Genomic DNA, 16212 nt, shown 5'->3' with positions numbered 1-16212 from the left:
GAACAGGCGCCTCGGTTTCAACTACTGCTGGACTTCGGCGTCGAACAGGGCCTTGTCAATCACGCCGCCGCGGTGCTGGATGACCACCCGGGCGCAACGGGTCCCGTTTTTGGCGGACTCTTCCGGGGTGGCCCCTTCGAGCCTGGCGGCGAGATAGCCGGCGTTGAAAGTATCGCCGGCACCGGTTGTGTCGACCACGTTGTCCACCTTGGGAACCGGTACCCGGCTCTCGTGGCCATTGATGATCAGGATGGTCTCCTCGGCACCGCGCTTGAGTACCAGCTCGGCGATCTGGGGGTAGCGACGCTTACAGCCATCGACACTGTCGTCACCCCAGAGCAGTTCTTCATCGTCCAGTGTCAGCAGGGCGATGTCGACCTCTTTGAGCAGTGCACTCATGGCTTTTTGTGCCGCTTTTGCATCGCTCCAGAGTCGCGGCCGGTAGTTGCTGTCAAACGCAACGGTGACGCCCTTCTGGCGCAGTTTTGCCAGGCAGCTGAGCAGGTTGGCCCGAGCCTCTTCGGTCATGATCGCGAGGGTGATACCGCTCAGGTACACACAGTCGCACTGCTGCAGCTGCTGATAGAGGCGCACGCTGGCATTGGGGTCGGAGAAGAGTTCGCGCGCGGGCGCTTCGTTGCGCCAGTAGAAAAACTCCCGTTCGCCGTCCGGTGAGTTGCGGATAATGTAGAGCCCCGGGGAGCGACCGGGAAGGCGCTCGATCATGCCGGTACCGATGCCTTCTTCGTTCATGCGCTCAATGATCTGTTCGCTGTAGGGGTCATCCCCGAGCAAGGTGGCGTAATCGGTTTTTAACCCCAGGCGCGCCATATAGACGGAAGTGTTATAAGTGTCGCCGGCGTAAGACAGCGCCTTGATTTCGCGCCTGTCTTCAGGAGACGTGGGGTAGGGCGCGAGCTCTACCATGACTTCGCCAATTGCTGCTATATGTGCCATAAAAAGTTGCCCGTTGGTTGATGGTAAGCGGCCACTGAACAAGGATGAGAGTCAAGGTGCCGAAGTCGGTGTCACAATTATTGTTGTTAATAAAACCGTAGCGGCCGTCAGGAAAATATACCATTGCGTGCCGCTTATTGCCAATATACACGTGGGGTGCGACCTGTCGAAGTGCCTTTTGGGCTGGTAAACTTGAACGTATCAATCTTTGTAGCGATAAAACGATAAAAACAAAAATCTGAAATCAACCTGAGAAAAGAGTGACATTATGAATCGATTAAACAGTGAAACCCTAAAGCAGCTGCCGAGCGATGTGACGCTTCCCGCCTATGATCGCGGTCAGCTCAAGCCCGGCATTGTTCACCTGGGAATCGGCGCCTTTCATCGGGCGCACCAGGCGTTTTATACCGAAGCGGTTCTGAACGAATTTGGTGGGGACTGGGGCATTGTCGGTTGCAGTCTTCGATCGGCCAATGTGCGCGCACAGCTGGAGCCTCAGGATGGTCTCTATACCGTTGTCGAGCGCTCCAGCAACGACGAAAAGTGTCAGGTGATCGGTGCCGTAAAATTTGTGATGGTCGGCCCGGAAGATCCGGCAGCGTTGGTGAAAGTGATGGCCGACCCGGCGATCAAGATCGTCTCCATGACCGTTACCGAGAAAGGCTACTGTCATGATCCGGCTACCGGTAACCTCAATATGGAAAATCCGGATATTCAGCACGATCTCAACAACCTCGATGCTCCGCGCTCGGCGGTTGGCTATCTGGTGGCCGCCCTGAATGCGCGCAGGCAGGCAGGCGTCAACAGCTTTACCGCCATGAGTTGCGATAACCTGCCCGACAACGGCAAGGTGCTGGAAAAGGCCGTGCATCAGTTTGCCGCACAGGTTTCCCCCGAGTTGGCACAATGGATTGCCGACAATACCACCTTCCCCTGCACCATGATTGACCGGATCGTGCCGGCAACCACCGATGAGGATCGCGAGCACCTGGAAAAGCGTCTGGGGTTGCGAGATGAGGGTGTTGTGCTCACCGAGCCCTTTACCCAGTGGGTGATCGAAGACAAGTTTGCGGATGGCCGTCCGGCCTGGGAGAAAGTGGGTGCCCAGCTTGTGGACGATGTGGAAATTTTCGAGAAGATCAAACTGCGCCTGCTCAACGGCGCCCACTCCACACTGGCGTACTCGGGCTATATGGCCGGATTTGATTATGTCAGTGAAGTGATGGCCGAACCGGCCTTCGTCAAGATGGTGGAAACGTTCCACGCCCGGGAAGCCGGAGAAACGGTCACGGCGCCAGAGGGTTTTGATGTTGAGTTTTACAAAGAACAGCTGCGTGACCGCTTCCGCAACAAGGCTCTGAAGCACCGTACCTGGCAGATTGCCATGGACGGCTCGCAGAAGCTGCCCCAGCGACTGTTGCAGACGCTGCGTGAACAGCTCAAGGGTCAGGGTCATATCGATATCATCTGTCTGGGCGTTGCGGCCTGGATCCGGTATGTCTCCGGGGTCGATGAGAAGGGCGAGCCGATTGAGGTGTCCGACCCGCTCGCGGATACACTGCGTCAGGCCTGCGACTCGGCCAAGGGTGATCCCGCCGCCATGGTCAAGGCGGTGGTGGGCATCAAGGATGTGTTTGGTCCGGACCTGATCAAAGAGACCGCGTTTGTCGATACCACAACGCGCTGGCTTGAAGCCTTTTACCAGGACGGCGTTCGGGCCACGGTGCGCAAACACTTCGGCTGAACAGCCATCGTCGTGTCGCCGGGCCCGGCCCGGCGCCAACACCACAAACAATGAGAGAGAATGCCATGTTCCGGGCTCTTGTATTGACGTTCATCGCCGGGCTGCTGACAGTGAGCGGTTGTGGCCAATCGGGGCGGGATGTTCAGGCCGTGGTTGATGCGCGGGAGCGGACCTTCGGGGATGTGAAAGTGTTTGCCACCGTTCAGGCGGCGCTGGATGCGGCGCCGGGCGATGCTTCCGAGCCCTACAGGATCCTGATCCGCGCCGGCGACTACAAGGAAAAGCTGGTCATCGACAAGCCGCATCTGCACCTGATCGGTGAAGGTCAGGACGCCACACGGATTCATTACGACGACTATGCCGGGCGTGATGATGGCCGTGGAGGTAACGTCGGCACCTCCGGCTCCTACACGATCAGAGTGGTTGCCACCGATGTTCAGTTTCACGCCTTGACGGTCGAGAACAGTTTTGATTTTGTCGCCAATGATGCGCTGGACAAAGACGATCCCGCCATGCGTTCCGGCAGTCAGGCCGTTGCCCTGTATCTGGACGAGGGCAGTGATCGGATACTGGCCCGCGACATCCAGCTTCTGGGCCACCAGGACACCCTCTATGTGAAAAGCGAACGGGCCTGGTTTGACAAGGTCCGCGTGGCCGGCAGCGTCGATTTCATTTTTGGGCCGGGCAATGCGCTGTTTACCGACTCGGAGATTGTCACCCGGGCCCGTGGACGAGAACACGAAACCCACGGCTACCTGACGGCGCCCTCGACGGATATTGACTCGGAGTTTGGTTTTACCTTCATCAACTGTGAGCTGACACGGGAAGAGGGCGTGCCCGATAATTCGACCGCCCTGGGGCGACCCTGGCATCCGACAACCACCTTTGCTGACGGGCGCTATGCCGATCCCGATGCGATTGGCAAAGCCGTGTTCATTGATTGCTTTATGGATGCCCATATTAGCGAGCAAGGCTGGGCGCGCATGGGCGGCACGGCAAAAGACGGAGAGGGAAAGACGTGGTTTTATCCCGAAGATTCGCGTTTCTTTGAATACGGCAGCGAAGGGCCGGGTGCCCATGAGCACGATAAGCGTCGGCGTTTGAATGAGGAAGAGGTGGCCCGCTATACGCTGGACAATATTCTCGGGGATTGGCAGCCGGGAGAATGAAAGGTGGGTGGTGGGCGGAGCCCACCCTACAATACGGGTGGCTCCGCCCATCCATTCGTAGGGTGGGCTCCGCCCACCGTTTATTCGTCGGATTCCCGTAGGGTGGGCTCCGCCCACCACCCACCACGCATCGCTTAGGCGATGGTCACATCCTTTGACAGATACACATCCTGAATGGTGTTGAGCAACTCGATGCCATCACCCATGGGGCGCTGGAAGGCCTTGCGTCCGGAGATAAGACCCATGCCGCCCGCGCGCTTGTTGATCACGGCGGTGCGCACGGCCTGAGCCATATCATCGTCACCGGTGGCGGCGCCCCCGGAGTTGATCAGGCCGATGCGTCCCATATAGCAGTTGGCAATCTGGTAGCGAACCAGGTCAATGGGGTGATCGCTGCACAGGTCGCTGTACACTTTGGGGTGGGTCTTGCCCACTTTCACCGCGTTGAAACCGCCGTTGTTCTCGGCCATTTTCTGTTTGATGATATCCGCCTTGATGGTCACGCCCAGGTGATTGGCCTGGCCGGTCAGATCCGCGGCGGTGTGGAAATCATTCTCGCTCCCCTTGAACTCGTTGTTGCGCAGGTAAGTCCACAGAATGGTGGTCATGCCCAGTTCGTGAGCCTGTTCGAAGGCGGCGCTGATTTCCTGGACCTGGCGGCGTGAGCCCTCCGAGCCAAAGTAGATGGTGGCACCCACCGCAATGGCGCCCATGTCATGGGCCTGCTTGACCTGACCGAACAGGGACTGGTCATAGCTGGTCGGGTAAATCAGGGCATCGTTGTGGTTGAGCTTGACCACAAAGGGAATCTTGTGGGCGTACCGCCGGGCGACAGAGCCCAGTGCGCCCAGAGTCGAAGCGACGGCATTACACCCGCCCTCCATCGCCAGCTCGACAATGTTCTTGGGGTCGAAGTAAATCGGGTTGGGCGCAAAGGAGGCGCCGGCGGAATGTTCGATGCCCTGATCGACCGGCAGGATCGACAGGTAGCCGGTTCCCCCTAGACGCCCATGATTCATCAGCGCCTGATAGTTGCGCAGAACCGGAATGGGCCGATCCGTCTGGCTGAAAACGTCACTGACGTAATCCGGGCCCGGCAGGGTCAACTGTTGTTGGGTGATTTTTTCACAGCGATGGGTAAGCAGGCTGTCCGCCTCTTCACCCAGAAGTTTGGTGATATTGTCCATGGTCTTTTGTCTCTCTGTTGGTTGATGGTGTCACTGTTTGTGCCGTCTGCTTTGTTGGCGCTGATGTGACTGTCGGTTCCGTCAGTATCGGGATTGCAGGAAGTGTGTCGGTCGGTGAGCTCTCACCCTCACCGCTGACAACACTTCTCCCGAAGATTCCGGAATCTACAGTTGATCGAACGCCGGCAGTTTTTTGGGCACGACAGATTTTTTTAAGGGTCGGTAATCGGGCAATCCGCCCTGATAGGGTGGGTAGGCTTCGCCCTCGATCAGCGGCGTCAGGTAATCCCGCGCCGCCTGGGTGATATGAAAGCCGTCTTCACTGATGAAGTTTCGGGGCAGGCCCTTTTCCACGTTGGCCACCTCGGCCAGAGGGGCCTTGTCGATATCCCACTGGTAGGGGTTGTCGGAGCGGCGCACAATGACGGGCATCACAGCGTTGTGTCCTTCCACGGCAAAGCGCACCGCGGCCCGGCCCACAGCCTCGGCTTGGTCCACATCGGTCTGTGAGCTGATGTGGCGGGCGGCCCGCTGAAGATAGTCACACACGGCCCAGTGGCATTTGTAGCCGCCGTGCTGTTTGATCATCTCCACCACCGCCGGGGCGACGCCGCCGAGCTGGGCATGGCCAAAGGCATCCACGTTGCCACTGCTGGACAGGAACTCGCCCTCGGCGTCCTTGGCCCCTTCGGAAACGGCAATCATGCAGAAGCCGCGCTCGGCCACGGCCTCGTCCACTTTCTGTAAAAAGCGCTCCTGATTCAGGTGTACTTCGGGAAACAGAATGATATCCGGTCCCAGACCCCGTTCATCCCGTGCCAGACCGGTTGCCGCCGCCACCCAGCCGGCGTGGCGACCCATCACTTCCATCACAAACACCTTGGTAGAGGTGCGTTGCATGGAGGCCACGTCGAAGGAGGCTTCGAGCATGGACACGGCCGCGTACTTGGCCACCGAGCCGAAGCCCGGGCTGCAGTCGGTGATGGGCAGATCATTGTCCATCGTTTTGGGGATGCCGATGCAGGTAATGGGAAAGCCCATTTTCTCCGACAGCTGCGAGACCTTGTTGGCCGTATCCTGGGAGTCGCCGCCGCCGTTGTAAAAAAAGTAACGGATGTCGTGCGCTTTGAACACTTCGATCAGTCGCTCGTACTGCGCCCTGTGTTCGTCCAGGGACTTCAGTTTGTAGCGGCAGGAGCCGAAGGCGCCGGAAGGGGTGTGCAGCAGCGCGGCGAGATCGCTCTCGGATTCGGTGCTGATATCGATGAGCTCTTCGGTCAGTGCGCCGACAATCCCATCGCGCCCGGCGTAAAGGGTACCGATGGTCTCGGGGTGTGCTTTGGCTTCGGCGATCACGCCGGCGGCGGACGCATTGATCACAGCGGTAACACCGCCGGATTGCGCATAAAAGGCGTTGTGTGGCACAAGCGTGTCCTTTGGTTGATGCTTTTTTGCCGCTACCGTCAGATTCCGCCCTTTTCGGGATGGCCGGGATCTGGTGGCGGGTAGCGCTCTCGTCTCTCTCTCGTCTTTCGTTTTTTCTCTGCTCTCACCCAGAGAAGGGTTCTTTTGTATGACAGAACGCCGAACGTCTTTGCGTTTTCTGGGCGTGCTGTCCGAACCTTGTCTTTTCAGTATAGCGCTCAATTCGTTGTTTGAGCGTCCGATTCATTGCCGGGTGTCACTATGTTTTGTGGGAACTGTTTTTTTAGGGGGCGAGGATTTTAGCACAGGCATGGGAGGATACAACAATCATTGGATCGTAAATGCCATAAAAAAGTATGTAACGGTCTTTCAGTCATGAAGCTTTAAGAGGCGAAAAAATGCTGGCCGGTTACATAAATATGATAAGTAGGCGACACCATCAACATTCCTTTTCAATGATGTCGCTTCAATGCTATTCGGCTTCGTCGCTGCCGGCCATGTCCAGTTCTTTCAGTTTTCGGGTGAGGGTGTTGCGGCCCCAGCCGAGCAGGTTGGCGGCGTCGCGTTTGCGCCCGGCCGTATACTTCAGAGCCGTTTCAATAAGGGCGCGCTCAAATGTCGGAACGGCTTCGCTCAACAACTGATGATGGCCGCGTGCCAGTGCCTGGTCGGCCCAGTGGCGCAGCGCTTTTTCCCAGTCGTCGCCGGTCGCGGTTTCTTCCTTGTTGCTCAACAGCTCGGGGGGAAGGTCCTCTACATGCACTTCCCGTCCCGAGGCCATGACGGTGATCCAGCGGCAGGTGTTTTCCAGCTGGCGTACATTGCCGGGCCAGGACAGGGAGCAGAAAAAGTCTTCGGTTTCCGGCAGCAGAACTTTGGTATCCACATCCAGTTCGTTGGCCGCTTTCTGAAGGAAAAACTGTGACAGCTTGGGGATATCCTCACGCCGGTCGGCCAGCTTGGGAATATGAATCCGGATGACGTTCAGTCGGTGAAACAGATCCTCGCGGAAGCGTCCGTCGGTGACCAGTGCTTCGAGGTTTTGGTGGGTAGCGGCGATGATACGTACATCGACTTTCACCGGTGTGTGCCCGCCTACACGGTAGAACTCGCCATCGGCCAGAACACGCAGCAGGCGCGTCTGGGTTTCAGAGGGCATATCACCGATCTCATCCAGAAACAGGGTGCCGCCGTTGGCCTGCTCGAAACGCCCCTGGCGCTGGGCCGCGGCGCCGGTAAAGGCGCCCTTTTCGTGGCCGAACAGCTCGGACTCCATCAGATCTTTGGGGATGGCGGCCATGTTCAGCGCGATGAAGGGTTCATTGCGCCTTGGGCTGTGCCGGTGCAGCGCGTGGGCCACCAACTCTTTACCGGTGCCCGACTGGCCATTGATCAGCACGGTGATATTGGATTGAGCGAGCCGGCCAATGGCCCGGAATACTTCCTGCATTGCCGGTGCCTCGCCGATGATCTCGGTGTTCACCTCCACCGGGACCGCCGCGCCGCTCTCGGTTTTCTGCTCCTCGGCGTGAGCCAGGGCGCGCTGGGTGACCGCGACCGCCTCGTCCACATCAAAGGGCTTGGGCAGGTATTCGAATGCGCCCCCCTGGTAGGCGGCCACCGCGCTGTCCAGATCGGAATGGGCCGTCATGATGATGATCGGCACGTCCGGATGCTGGGCGTGGAGGTCGCTCAGCAGCGCCAGCCCGTCAATGCCCGGCATACGGATGTCGCTGATGATGGCATCGGGCACTTCGCGCTCAAGCTGAGTGACGGCGCTGTCGCCCGAGTCAAAAGAGCGGGCTTCGATACCGGCGCCCACCAGGGCCTTTTCCAGTACCCAGCGGATCGACCGGTCGTCGTCGATGATCCAAACTCGATTAGACTTCTGCATGCTGTGGTTCCATTGGTAGATAGAGCGAGAAACGGGTCTTGCCCGGCTCGCTGTGGCACTCAATCAGCCCCTGATGTTGGTGAATCAGGTGCTGGGATATGGTCAGGCCCAGTCCGGTCCCGTCGGCGCGGCCGGAAATCATGGGATAAAAAATGTTCTTGATGATGTCGTCCGGTATGCCCGGGCCGTTGTCTTCGATGTCGACCCGGCACACCAGCGGGTGATGTCGACGCCCGATGGTGTGACGGCGCTGCACCCGCGTTTTCAGACGCAGGTGCGGGTGTTCGGTCCGGTGCTCCATCATGGCCTGCATGGCATTGCGGGCGATATTCAGCAGTGCCTGGATCAGCTGCTCCTTGTCGGCTTCCAGGTCGGGAATACTGGGGTCGTAATCCCGCTGGATGGCCACGGTGCCGCTGCTCTCGGCCTTGATGATGGTCGATACCCGCTCGAGCACCTCGTGAATGTTCAGCGATTGCAGTTGGGGCAACTGATTGGGACCGAGCATACGGTCCACCAGGTTGCGTAGACGGTCGGCCTCATCAATGATGACGCCGGTGTATTCCTGCAGGTCACTGTCGGGCAGCTCCCGTGCCAGCAGTTGCGCCGCACCCCGAATCCCGCCCAGCGGGTTTTTGATTTCGTGGGCCATGCCCCGCACCAGATTGCGCGTGGTTTCCTGTGAAGAGGTGAGCATCTCCTCGCGGCTGATGCGCAGCAGACGGTCAATCGGTTGGACTTCGATCACCAGGCCCGAATCCTCTCCGAAGGGGGTCACGGTGTAGTCCACGGTGATCTGCCCGCCGGTAAGCAACTGCCACTCGGCGTGGCGCTTGGTGTAGTGGTTGGCTTCCCGGGCGGCCAGCGTCAGTTGCTTGGGCGTTTCCACGGATTCGTAGAAAAACTGGGTGAAGGGTTCGTTCAGGGTCCGCTCGCAGCTGATGGCCAGAAGGGCCTCGGCCGAGGGGTTCATGTGGCGCAGACGCAGGTCCCTGTCCACCAGAATGATGGCCGTGCTGAGGCTGTCCAGAAGTGGCTTATGAATATCCCCTGACGTCACTGAGTGGTGCTCCCGGTCTGATATCGGCGAAAGCCCGTCGCTCGGCGTCATGCGAGGCAGACGGCGGATCTTCGCGATGGTCTGTAGGATGGTCTATGCAAAAAGCAATCCAAGTTGCATAGGGGCAAAAAGCGCCGTTTTTGGGCGTTTCCCGGCAATAGTGTAGGCGAGTCTGAATGGGAGTGCACCAAAATGGTGCCCATGGTGTCAGCGGGCGGACGGGGTGCCTTTATTCAGTGCGCGATCTAGGGTGTTACAGCACACTAGGGCTCAGGACCCCGGGCGATTGATCACACTCGGGCGGTGAACGTGCACTGTCACTGGCTCTGATCGGGCCAGCACCCGGCCATCGCCGTCCACAACCTGCACCGTGATGATGTGGCTGCCGCGGTAGATTTGTTGCACCAGGAACTGGCGCTTCCGGGTTTGCGCGAGGCGTTCCCCGTCCATGTAGTACACCAGCTCGTGCTCCGGCTCGAGGCTCTGGTTCAGGGTGGCCACGATACTCAGGTCGCGTTGGCCGGGCGGCACACTGCTCTCGGGGATGGGATTGAGGACCCTGACCTGGTAGTCCGGCGTCTGGGCATCGCGATCGCGCCGAGACGGCTCCCCCCTCCGCTCGATGGGCTGCTCGGGAATGGCGTTCACCGGAGGGAGCTCGGCCTGCTCCTCTTCGCTCTGCGCATTGCGGTTGGCCGGCGGTTTGTCCGAGTAGGACACCCGCCCCTGTTCATCCACGGTTTTGTAGATGCTCTGGGCGTTGACCGCGCCGGAGCAGAGGGCAAACAGACCGATGACCAGCAACAGGTAGCGCATGGCGACCTCCTCAAGTATTTCCCCTACAGTACTCTTAGACCCACAAAAGCAAAAGCCCGTTCAGTTGCCTGAACGGGCTTTTTGTCGGCAACCGGCGCCCCGAAGGGGCCGGAGGCTGAATCAGCGTCTAAGCACTAGCGCCTGCGGCGTACTTAAACACTATAGTAGAGTTCAAACTCTACCGGGTGCGGAGTCATCTGCAGACGCTCGATTTCTTCGCGCTTAAGTTCAATGAAGGCATCGATCACGTCGTCAGTGAATACGCCGCCCGCTTTGAGGAAGTCGCGGTCCTCGTCCAGAGCATCCAGAGCCATTTCCAGGCTGGAGGCCACGGTCGGGATCGCCTTGCCTTCTTCCGGCGGCAGGTCGTACAGGTTCTTGTCGGCGGGATCGCCGGGGTGAATCTTGTTCTGCACGCCGTCCAGGCCGGCCATCAGCAGTGCCGCAAACGCCAGGTAGGGGTTGGCGGTGGGGTCGGGGAAGCGGGTCTCGATCCGACGGGCCTTGTCGCTGTTCACGTACGGAATCCGGATGGAGGCCGAACGGTTGCGGGCAGAGTAGGCCAGCATGACCGGTGCTTCAAAGCCCGGCACCAGACGCTTGTAGGAGTTGGTGGAGGCGTTACAGAAGGCGTTCAGTGCGCGGGCGTGCTTGATGATGCCGCCGATGTAGAACAGGGCGGTTTCACTCATGCCGGCATAGCCGTCGCCTGCGAACTGGTTTTTGCCGTTCTTGGTGAAGGACTGGTGCACGTGCATGCCGGAGCCGTTATCGCCGATCAGCGGCTTGGGCATGAAAGTGGCGGTCTGACCAAAGGCGTGAGCGACGTTGTGTACGCAGTACTTGAGGATCTGTACTTCGTCCGCCTTCTTGACCAGGGTGTTGGCGCCAACGCCGATTTCACACTGACCGGCCGTGGCCACTTCGTGGTGGTGTACTTCAATTTCCAGGCCCATGGCTTCCATGGCGTCGCACATGGAGCCGCGCAGGTCGTTCAGGGAGTCGACCGGGGGTACCGGGAAGTAGCCGCCCTTGACGCCCGGACGGTGGCCGGTGTTGGCACCTTCGTAGTGTTCGCTGGAAGACCAGGCCGCTTCTTCGGAGTTGATCTTGTAGAAAGCGCCGCCCATGGTAGCGTTCCACTGTACGCTATCGAAAACGAAGAACTCGGGCTCCGGACCGAACAGGGCGGTGTCACCCAGGCCGGTAGACTTCAGATACTCTTCAGCGCGCAGGCCGATGGAGCGCGGATCGCGGTCGTAGCCCTGCATGGTCATGGGCTCAACGATGTTGCAGCGCACGATGACAGTGGGGCTGTCGGAGAAGGGGTCCATGACGGCGGTTTCATCGTCCGGCATCAGGATCATGTCGGAGTCGTTGATGCCTTTCCAGCCATTGATGGAGGAGCCGTCAAACATCTTGCCCTCTTCAAAGAAATCTTCGTCGATGTCTTTGGCGGGAATGGTCACGTGCTGCTCTTTACCGCGAGTGTCCGTGAAACGCATGTCGACCCAGCGCGCTTCGTTCTCTTTGATCATGTCCAGAGTTTTTTTAGACATTGAATGCCTCCAAGTTGTGAATAGCCCGTGGGCTACGGATATTAAAACCTTTGCATTAAACCTTGTTTTGCCGTCCGCTGCCACCGGGTGCTGATTTTCGGGGGGCGAACGTCTATGGGCAAAAATAGGGCAAGATGCATGCCATACTTTTTGGGGGCCGCCGGGACCCGCGTCTACAGGGCTTGTCGCTGGCTCTCCAGGGGCGTCCGCTGAGTAGGTGCACCAAATTGGCGTTTCAGTTGCACCAATAGAGTGCAAGATCAGAAGGGTGTGCACCTATCTGGTGCGCGCCTTTCAAAATCGCCTTTTGTCTGCGTTTCTCCCTTGCTCTATAATGCACGGCTTTTCTGTGCACTGGGGGGAGCTTACCTCAAGGCACCGGCACAACAGTAGGCGTTCATGCATTTTATCGTCAAGGTTTTTCCCGAGATCATCATCAAAAGTCCGCCGGTGCGCAAGCGGTTCATCAAACAGCTGCGCACTAATTTACGGCGTCTGCTTGAACCGCTCTCCGAGGAGATTACGGTAAAGCGCGACTGGGAGAAAGTCGAGGTGATCGCGCCCGGGGCCGATTCCGGTCTCGCCGAACAGGTGGCGGATGTCCTGGGGCGGACGCCCGGCATTGACGCCTACGCGCTGGTGCACGCCTACCCGCTGGGTGATCTGGACGAGATCCTGGCGCGGACCCTGGATCACTGGGGCCCGGCGCTGGCCGGCAAGACGTTCTGTGTGCGCGCCAAGCGCAGCGGCAAACATGATTTCAAATCCGGGGATATCGAACGCTACGTGGGCGGCGGCCTGCTGGAGCGGACCGAGGCCGCCGGCGTCAGCCTGCGCCACCCGGACATTACCGTGCGCCTTGAGGTCAAGCGCGAGACCCTCTATGTGGTTGAGCATCAGCACCGGGGCCTGGGCGGCTATCCGCTGGGTGGACCGGATGCGGTGCTCTCGCTGGTCTCGGGCGGGTTCGACTCCATTGTCGCCAGCTACCTGACCATGAAACGCGGCATGCTGACCCACTTCTGCTTTTTCAACCTCGGCGGCCGCGCCCATGAGATGGCGGTGAAGGAGGTGTCCTATTATCTGTGGCAGAAGTATGGAGCCTCGCACCGGATTAAGTTCGTCACTGTGCCCTTTGAGGGCGTGGTGTCCGAGATTCTGGAAAAGGTGGACAACGCCTACATGGGGGTCGTGCTCAAGCGCATGATGCTGCGCGCCGCCACTGAAGTGGCCGAGTCTCTGGAGGTGCCGGCCCTGGTGACCGGCGACAGTGTGGCTCAGGTGTCCAGCCAGACCATTCCCAACCTCAGTGCCATCGACCGGGTGACCGATACCCTGGTGATGCGCCCGTTGATCGCCATGGACAAGAGCGACATCATCAAACTCTCGCGTCGGATCGGTACCGAGACCTTCTCCGCCAATGTGCCCGAGTACTGCGGCGTGATTTCCGTGAAGCCGACCACAGCGGCGAAGCTGCATCGGGTGGAGCATCAGGAGACCAAGTTCGACTTTGAGGTGCTCAAGCAGGCGGTGGCCGCGCAGAAAGTGGCCAATATTCAGGAGTTGGCGGAAAAAGCGCCCGATGACGACTTGAATGTGCCGGTGGAGAGCGAGGTGGCCGAGGGCGCGGTGGTCATTGATATCCGCCACCCGGATGAGGAGAGCCTCAAGCCCCTGGCGCTGCCGGAGCCACAGTTGGTCAAGATCCCCTTTTTCCGGCTGAACACCCAGTTTCCGAAGCTGGACCCGGACCGGCGCTATTTGCTCTACTGTGGTAAGGGCGTGATGAGCCAGCTGCACGCGGCGCACCTGGCCGATGCCGGTCATGCGAATGTGGGCGTTTATTTACCCAAGTGATACTTAACCCAGGTGACAGGCGTCACCCAGGAGAGGCTATGTCTCGCGGTTACTCGACAGGGCAGAAACTGGGTCTGATCGCATTGATTCTGGCCCTGGTGGGCCTGTCCGTGGGCTCAACGCTCTATGTTTCGGGCACCCCTCTGGCCTTCTGGAGCGATGAGCGCGAGGCCGAGCCGGCGCGATATCAGCATGTCACCCAGTCCGACGCCCGCGCCCTGTGTCAGGCACGGGCCCGCGAGGTGTTTGGCCGGCGCCTGAAAGTGATGCGCGTGGACACCTTCTCCAGCCGCTTTGATGCGGCGGACGAGCAGTACAAGATCTTTCTGGAAGCGCAGATTTACCCCAACCGCCAACGTGAGGGGGTGGCGCTCGATACCTTCATCAATTGCTTTACCGCCATCGACCGCTTCGAAATCGAGCTGTTTCAGTACGCCAAAGACGGCGAGCAGTTCATCGCTCCGGGGGAGGAAAACCAGGGGCTTTTTGGCATCTAGACGAGTTCGGCGAAAGAAATCCCGGTTTTTTCCGCTTTTTTATCGGTTTTTCTCGTCTTTTTCGTTTCTGTAGCGCCGTTACGTGAGTATAATGCCCGCCTTTTCTTAGCTAAATCCCTCCGAGAGCATTCATGACCGATCAATCCGCTATTCAGAATTTGCGCAACATCGCCATTATCGCCCACGTCGACCACGGCAAAACCACCCTGGTAGACAAGCTGCTGTCCCAATCCGGCACCCTGGACCGACGCAGCGAAGGCGCTGAGCGGATCATGGACTCCAATGATCAGGAAAAAGAGCGCGGCATTACCATTCTGGCGAAAAACACCGCCATCAAGTGGGGCGAGCACCGCATCAACATCGTCGACACCCCCGGCCACGCCGATTTCGGCGGCGAAGTCGAGCGCGTCCTGTCCATGGTGGACTCGGTACTGCTGCTGGTGGACGCCGTGGACGGCCCCATGCCCCAGACCCGTTTTGTGACCAGCAAGGCCTTTGAGAAGGGCCTCAAGCCCATCGTGGTGGTCAACAAGGTCGACCGCCCCGGCGCCCGTCCGGACTGGGCCGTGGATCAGGTGTTCGACCTGTTTGACCGCCTGGGCGCCACCGACGAACAGCTGGACTTCCCCATTATTTACGCCTCGGCCTTGAATGGCGTGGCCGGTATGGACGCGGACGATCTGGCAGAGGACATGACCCCGCTGCTGCAGCTGATTGTCGACAAGGTGTCACCGCCGGATGTCGACATTGAAGGGCACTTCCAGATGCAGATCTCGGCACTGGACTTCAACAGCTACGTGGGCGTGATCGGCCTGGGCCGCATCACCCGCGGCAGCCTCAAGCCCAACCAGCAGGTCGTGGTGGTGGACGCCGAGGGCAAAGAGCGCAAAGCCAAGGTACTGCAGGTAATGGGCTATCACGGCCTGGAGCGCGTGGATACCAGCCGGGCGATTGCCGGCGAGATCGTGTGCATCACCGGCATCCCCAACCTGGGCATCTCCGATACCCTCTGCAGCCCGGAACACGTGGAGGCCATGGTGCCCCTGTCCGTGGACGAGCCCACCGTGAGCATGACCTTCCAGGTCAACGATTCACCTTTCGCGGGTAAGGAAGGCAAGTTCGTCACCTCGCGCAACATCCGCGAGCGTCTGGATCAGGAGCTGATTCACAACGTGGCGCTGCGTGTGCGCCAGGGCGACAGCCCGGACAAGTTCATTGTCTCCGGCCGGGGCGAGCTGCACCTGTCGGTCCTGATCGAGAATATGCGTCGGGAAGGCTTCGAGCTGGGCGTGTCCCGCCCGGAAGTGATCCAGCGCGAAGTCGACGGCAAGATCGAGGAGCCGTTCGAGCAGGTGGTGATCGATGTGGAAGAGCAGCACCAGGGCGCCGTGATGGAAGAACTGGGTCTGCGCAAGGCCGAGATGACCAACATGGAGCCGGACGGCAAGGGCCGGGTCAAGCTCGAGTTCATGATTCCCTCACGCGGCCTGATCGGCTTCCGCGGCATGTTCCTGACCCTGACCTCCGGTTCGGGCATCATGACCAGCGTGTTCGACCACTACGGTCCGGTCAAAGCCGGTGAAGATCACAAGCGCCAGAACGGCGTGCTGGTGTCCATGGTCAAGGGCAAAACCCTGGCCTACGGTCTCTTCCCCCTGCAGGATCGCGGCCGGCTGTTCGTCGATTCCGGCGTGGATGTGTACGAAGGCCAGATCGTCGGTCTGCACTCGCGCAACAACGACCTGGTGGTCAACCCCACCAAGGCCAAGCAGCTGACCAACGTGCGCGCCTCCGGCACCGATGAGAACCTGAACCTGTCACCACCCGTGCGCCACACCCTGGAGCAGGCGCTGGAATTCATCGAGGACGATGAGCTGGTGGAAGTGACCCCGCAGAGCATCCGCCTGCGCAAGAAGCACCTGACCGAAAACGAGCGCAAGCGCGCTAAGAAGTAAAGTGCCGGCGGGTGCGCTTCGCTTACCACGTATATGGTCTCCTCCCCGTTTGCAAGGTCTCAGTGTCGATGTCAGGGACAGGTTGGCTGACG

At 59.5% G+C, this 16212-nt stretch carries 12 protein-coding genes; 5 read left to right on the top strand and 7 right to left on the bottom strand.

The genetic code is table 11. The annotated features are described in order from the left end of the window. Positions 1-21 precede the first annotated feature (21 nt). Entirely contained in the window at positions 22-957 is a 936-nt protein-coding gene (locus AAE484_RS13850; RefSeq protein WP_341939003.1) for a sugar kinase, read from the bottom strand. Positions 958-1225: 268 nt separating this feature from the next. Here AAE484_RS13850 and AAE484_RS13845 point away from each other — a divergent pair, with 268 nt between their 5' ends. Then, positions 1226-2701 (top strand): mannitol dehydrogenase family protein, encoded by a 1476-nt coding sequence (locus AAE484_RS13845; RefSeq protein WP_341939002.1) that lies wholly within the window; start codon positions 1226-1228, stop codon positions 2699-2701. Between the two features lie 65 nt (positions 2702-2766). After that, positions 2767-3870, top strand: a complete 1104-nt coding sequence (locus AAE484_RS13840) for a pectinesterase family protein (protein WP_341939001.1) — start codon at positions 2767-2769, stop codon at positions 3868-3870. A gap of 134 nt (positions 3871-4004) precedes the next feature. On the opposite strand, the gene AAE484_RS13835 is transcribed toward AAE484_RS13840, so the two are convergent. The 6 genes from AAE484_RS13835 to glnA form a co-directional block, all read right to left on the bottom strand. Next, positions 4005-5057, bottom strand: coding sequence for a class I fructose-bisphosphate aldolase (locus tag AAE484_RS13835; protein WP_341939000.1), 1053 nt, complete (start codon positions 5055-5057; stop codon positions 4005-4007). 165 nt (positions 5058-5222) lie between these two features. Continuing rightward, positions 5223-6482 (bottom strand): 6-phosphofructokinase, encoded by a 1260-nt coding sequence (locus AAE484_RS13830; protein WP_341938999.1) that lies wholly within the window; start codon positions 6480-6482, stop codon positions 5223-5225. A gap of 472 nt (positions 6483-6954) precedes the next feature. Then, positions 6955-8376, bottom strand: a complete 1422-nt coding sequence (gene glnG / locus AAE484_RS13825) for a nitrogen regulation protein NR(I) (RefSeq protein ID WP_341938998.1) — start codon at positions 8374-8376, stop codon at positions 6955-6957. Then, complete coding sequence (gene glnL / locus AAE484_RS13820) at positions 8363-9436, bottom strand: nitrogen regulation protein NR(II) (RefSeq protein WP_341938997.1); 1074 nt, start codon at positions 9434-9436, stop codon at positions 8363-8365. Before glnL ends, glnG begins: the two co-directional genes overlap by 14 nt. Before the next feature lie 270 nt (positions 9437-9706). After that, on the bottom strand, positions 9707-10252 hold the full coding sequence (locus AAE484_RS13815) for a DUF4124 domain-containing protein (RefSeq protein WP_341938996.1): 546 nt from the start codon (positions 10250-10252) through the stop codon (positions 9707-9709). 152 nt (positions 10253-10404) lie between these two features. After that, entirely contained in the window at positions 10405-11811 is a 1407-nt protein-coding gene (glnA, locus tag AAE484_RS13810) for a glutamate--ammonia ligase (protein ID WP_341938995.1), read from the bottom strand. Between the two features lie 399 nt (positions 11812-12210). Between glnA and thiI the strand changes: the two genes are divergently transcribed. The 3 genes from thiI (at position 12211) to typA (ending at position 16120) form a co-directional block, all read left to right on the top strand. Further along, positions 12211-13668, top strand: coding sequence for a tRNA uracil 4-sulfurtransferase ThiI (gene thiI / locus AAE484_RS13805; RefSeq protein WP_341938994.1), 1458 nt, complete (start codon positions 12211-12213; stop codon positions 13666-13668). A gap of 38 nt (positions 13669-13706) precedes the next feature. Then, complete coding sequence (locus AAE484_RS13800; protein ID WP_341938993.1) at positions 13707-14165, top strand: hypothetical protein; 459 nt, start codon at positions 13707-13709, stop codon at positions 14163-14165. 131 nt (positions 14166-14296) lie between these two features. Then, on the top strand, positions 14297-16120 hold the full coding sequence (typA, locus tag AAE484_RS13795; protein ID WP_341938992.1) for a translational GTPase TypA: 1824 nt from the start codon (positions 14297-14299) through the stop codon (positions 16118-16120). Positions 16121-16212 lie beyond the last annotated feature (92 nt).

Origin of the sequence: Marinimicrobium sp. C2-29, assembly GCF_038419845.1 — a bacterium.
Lineage (GTDB): Bacteria > Pseudomonadota > Gammaproteobacteria > Pseudomonadales > Cellvibrionaceae > Marinimicrobium.
This window is presented reverse-complemented; position numbering and strand designations above follow the sequence as displayed.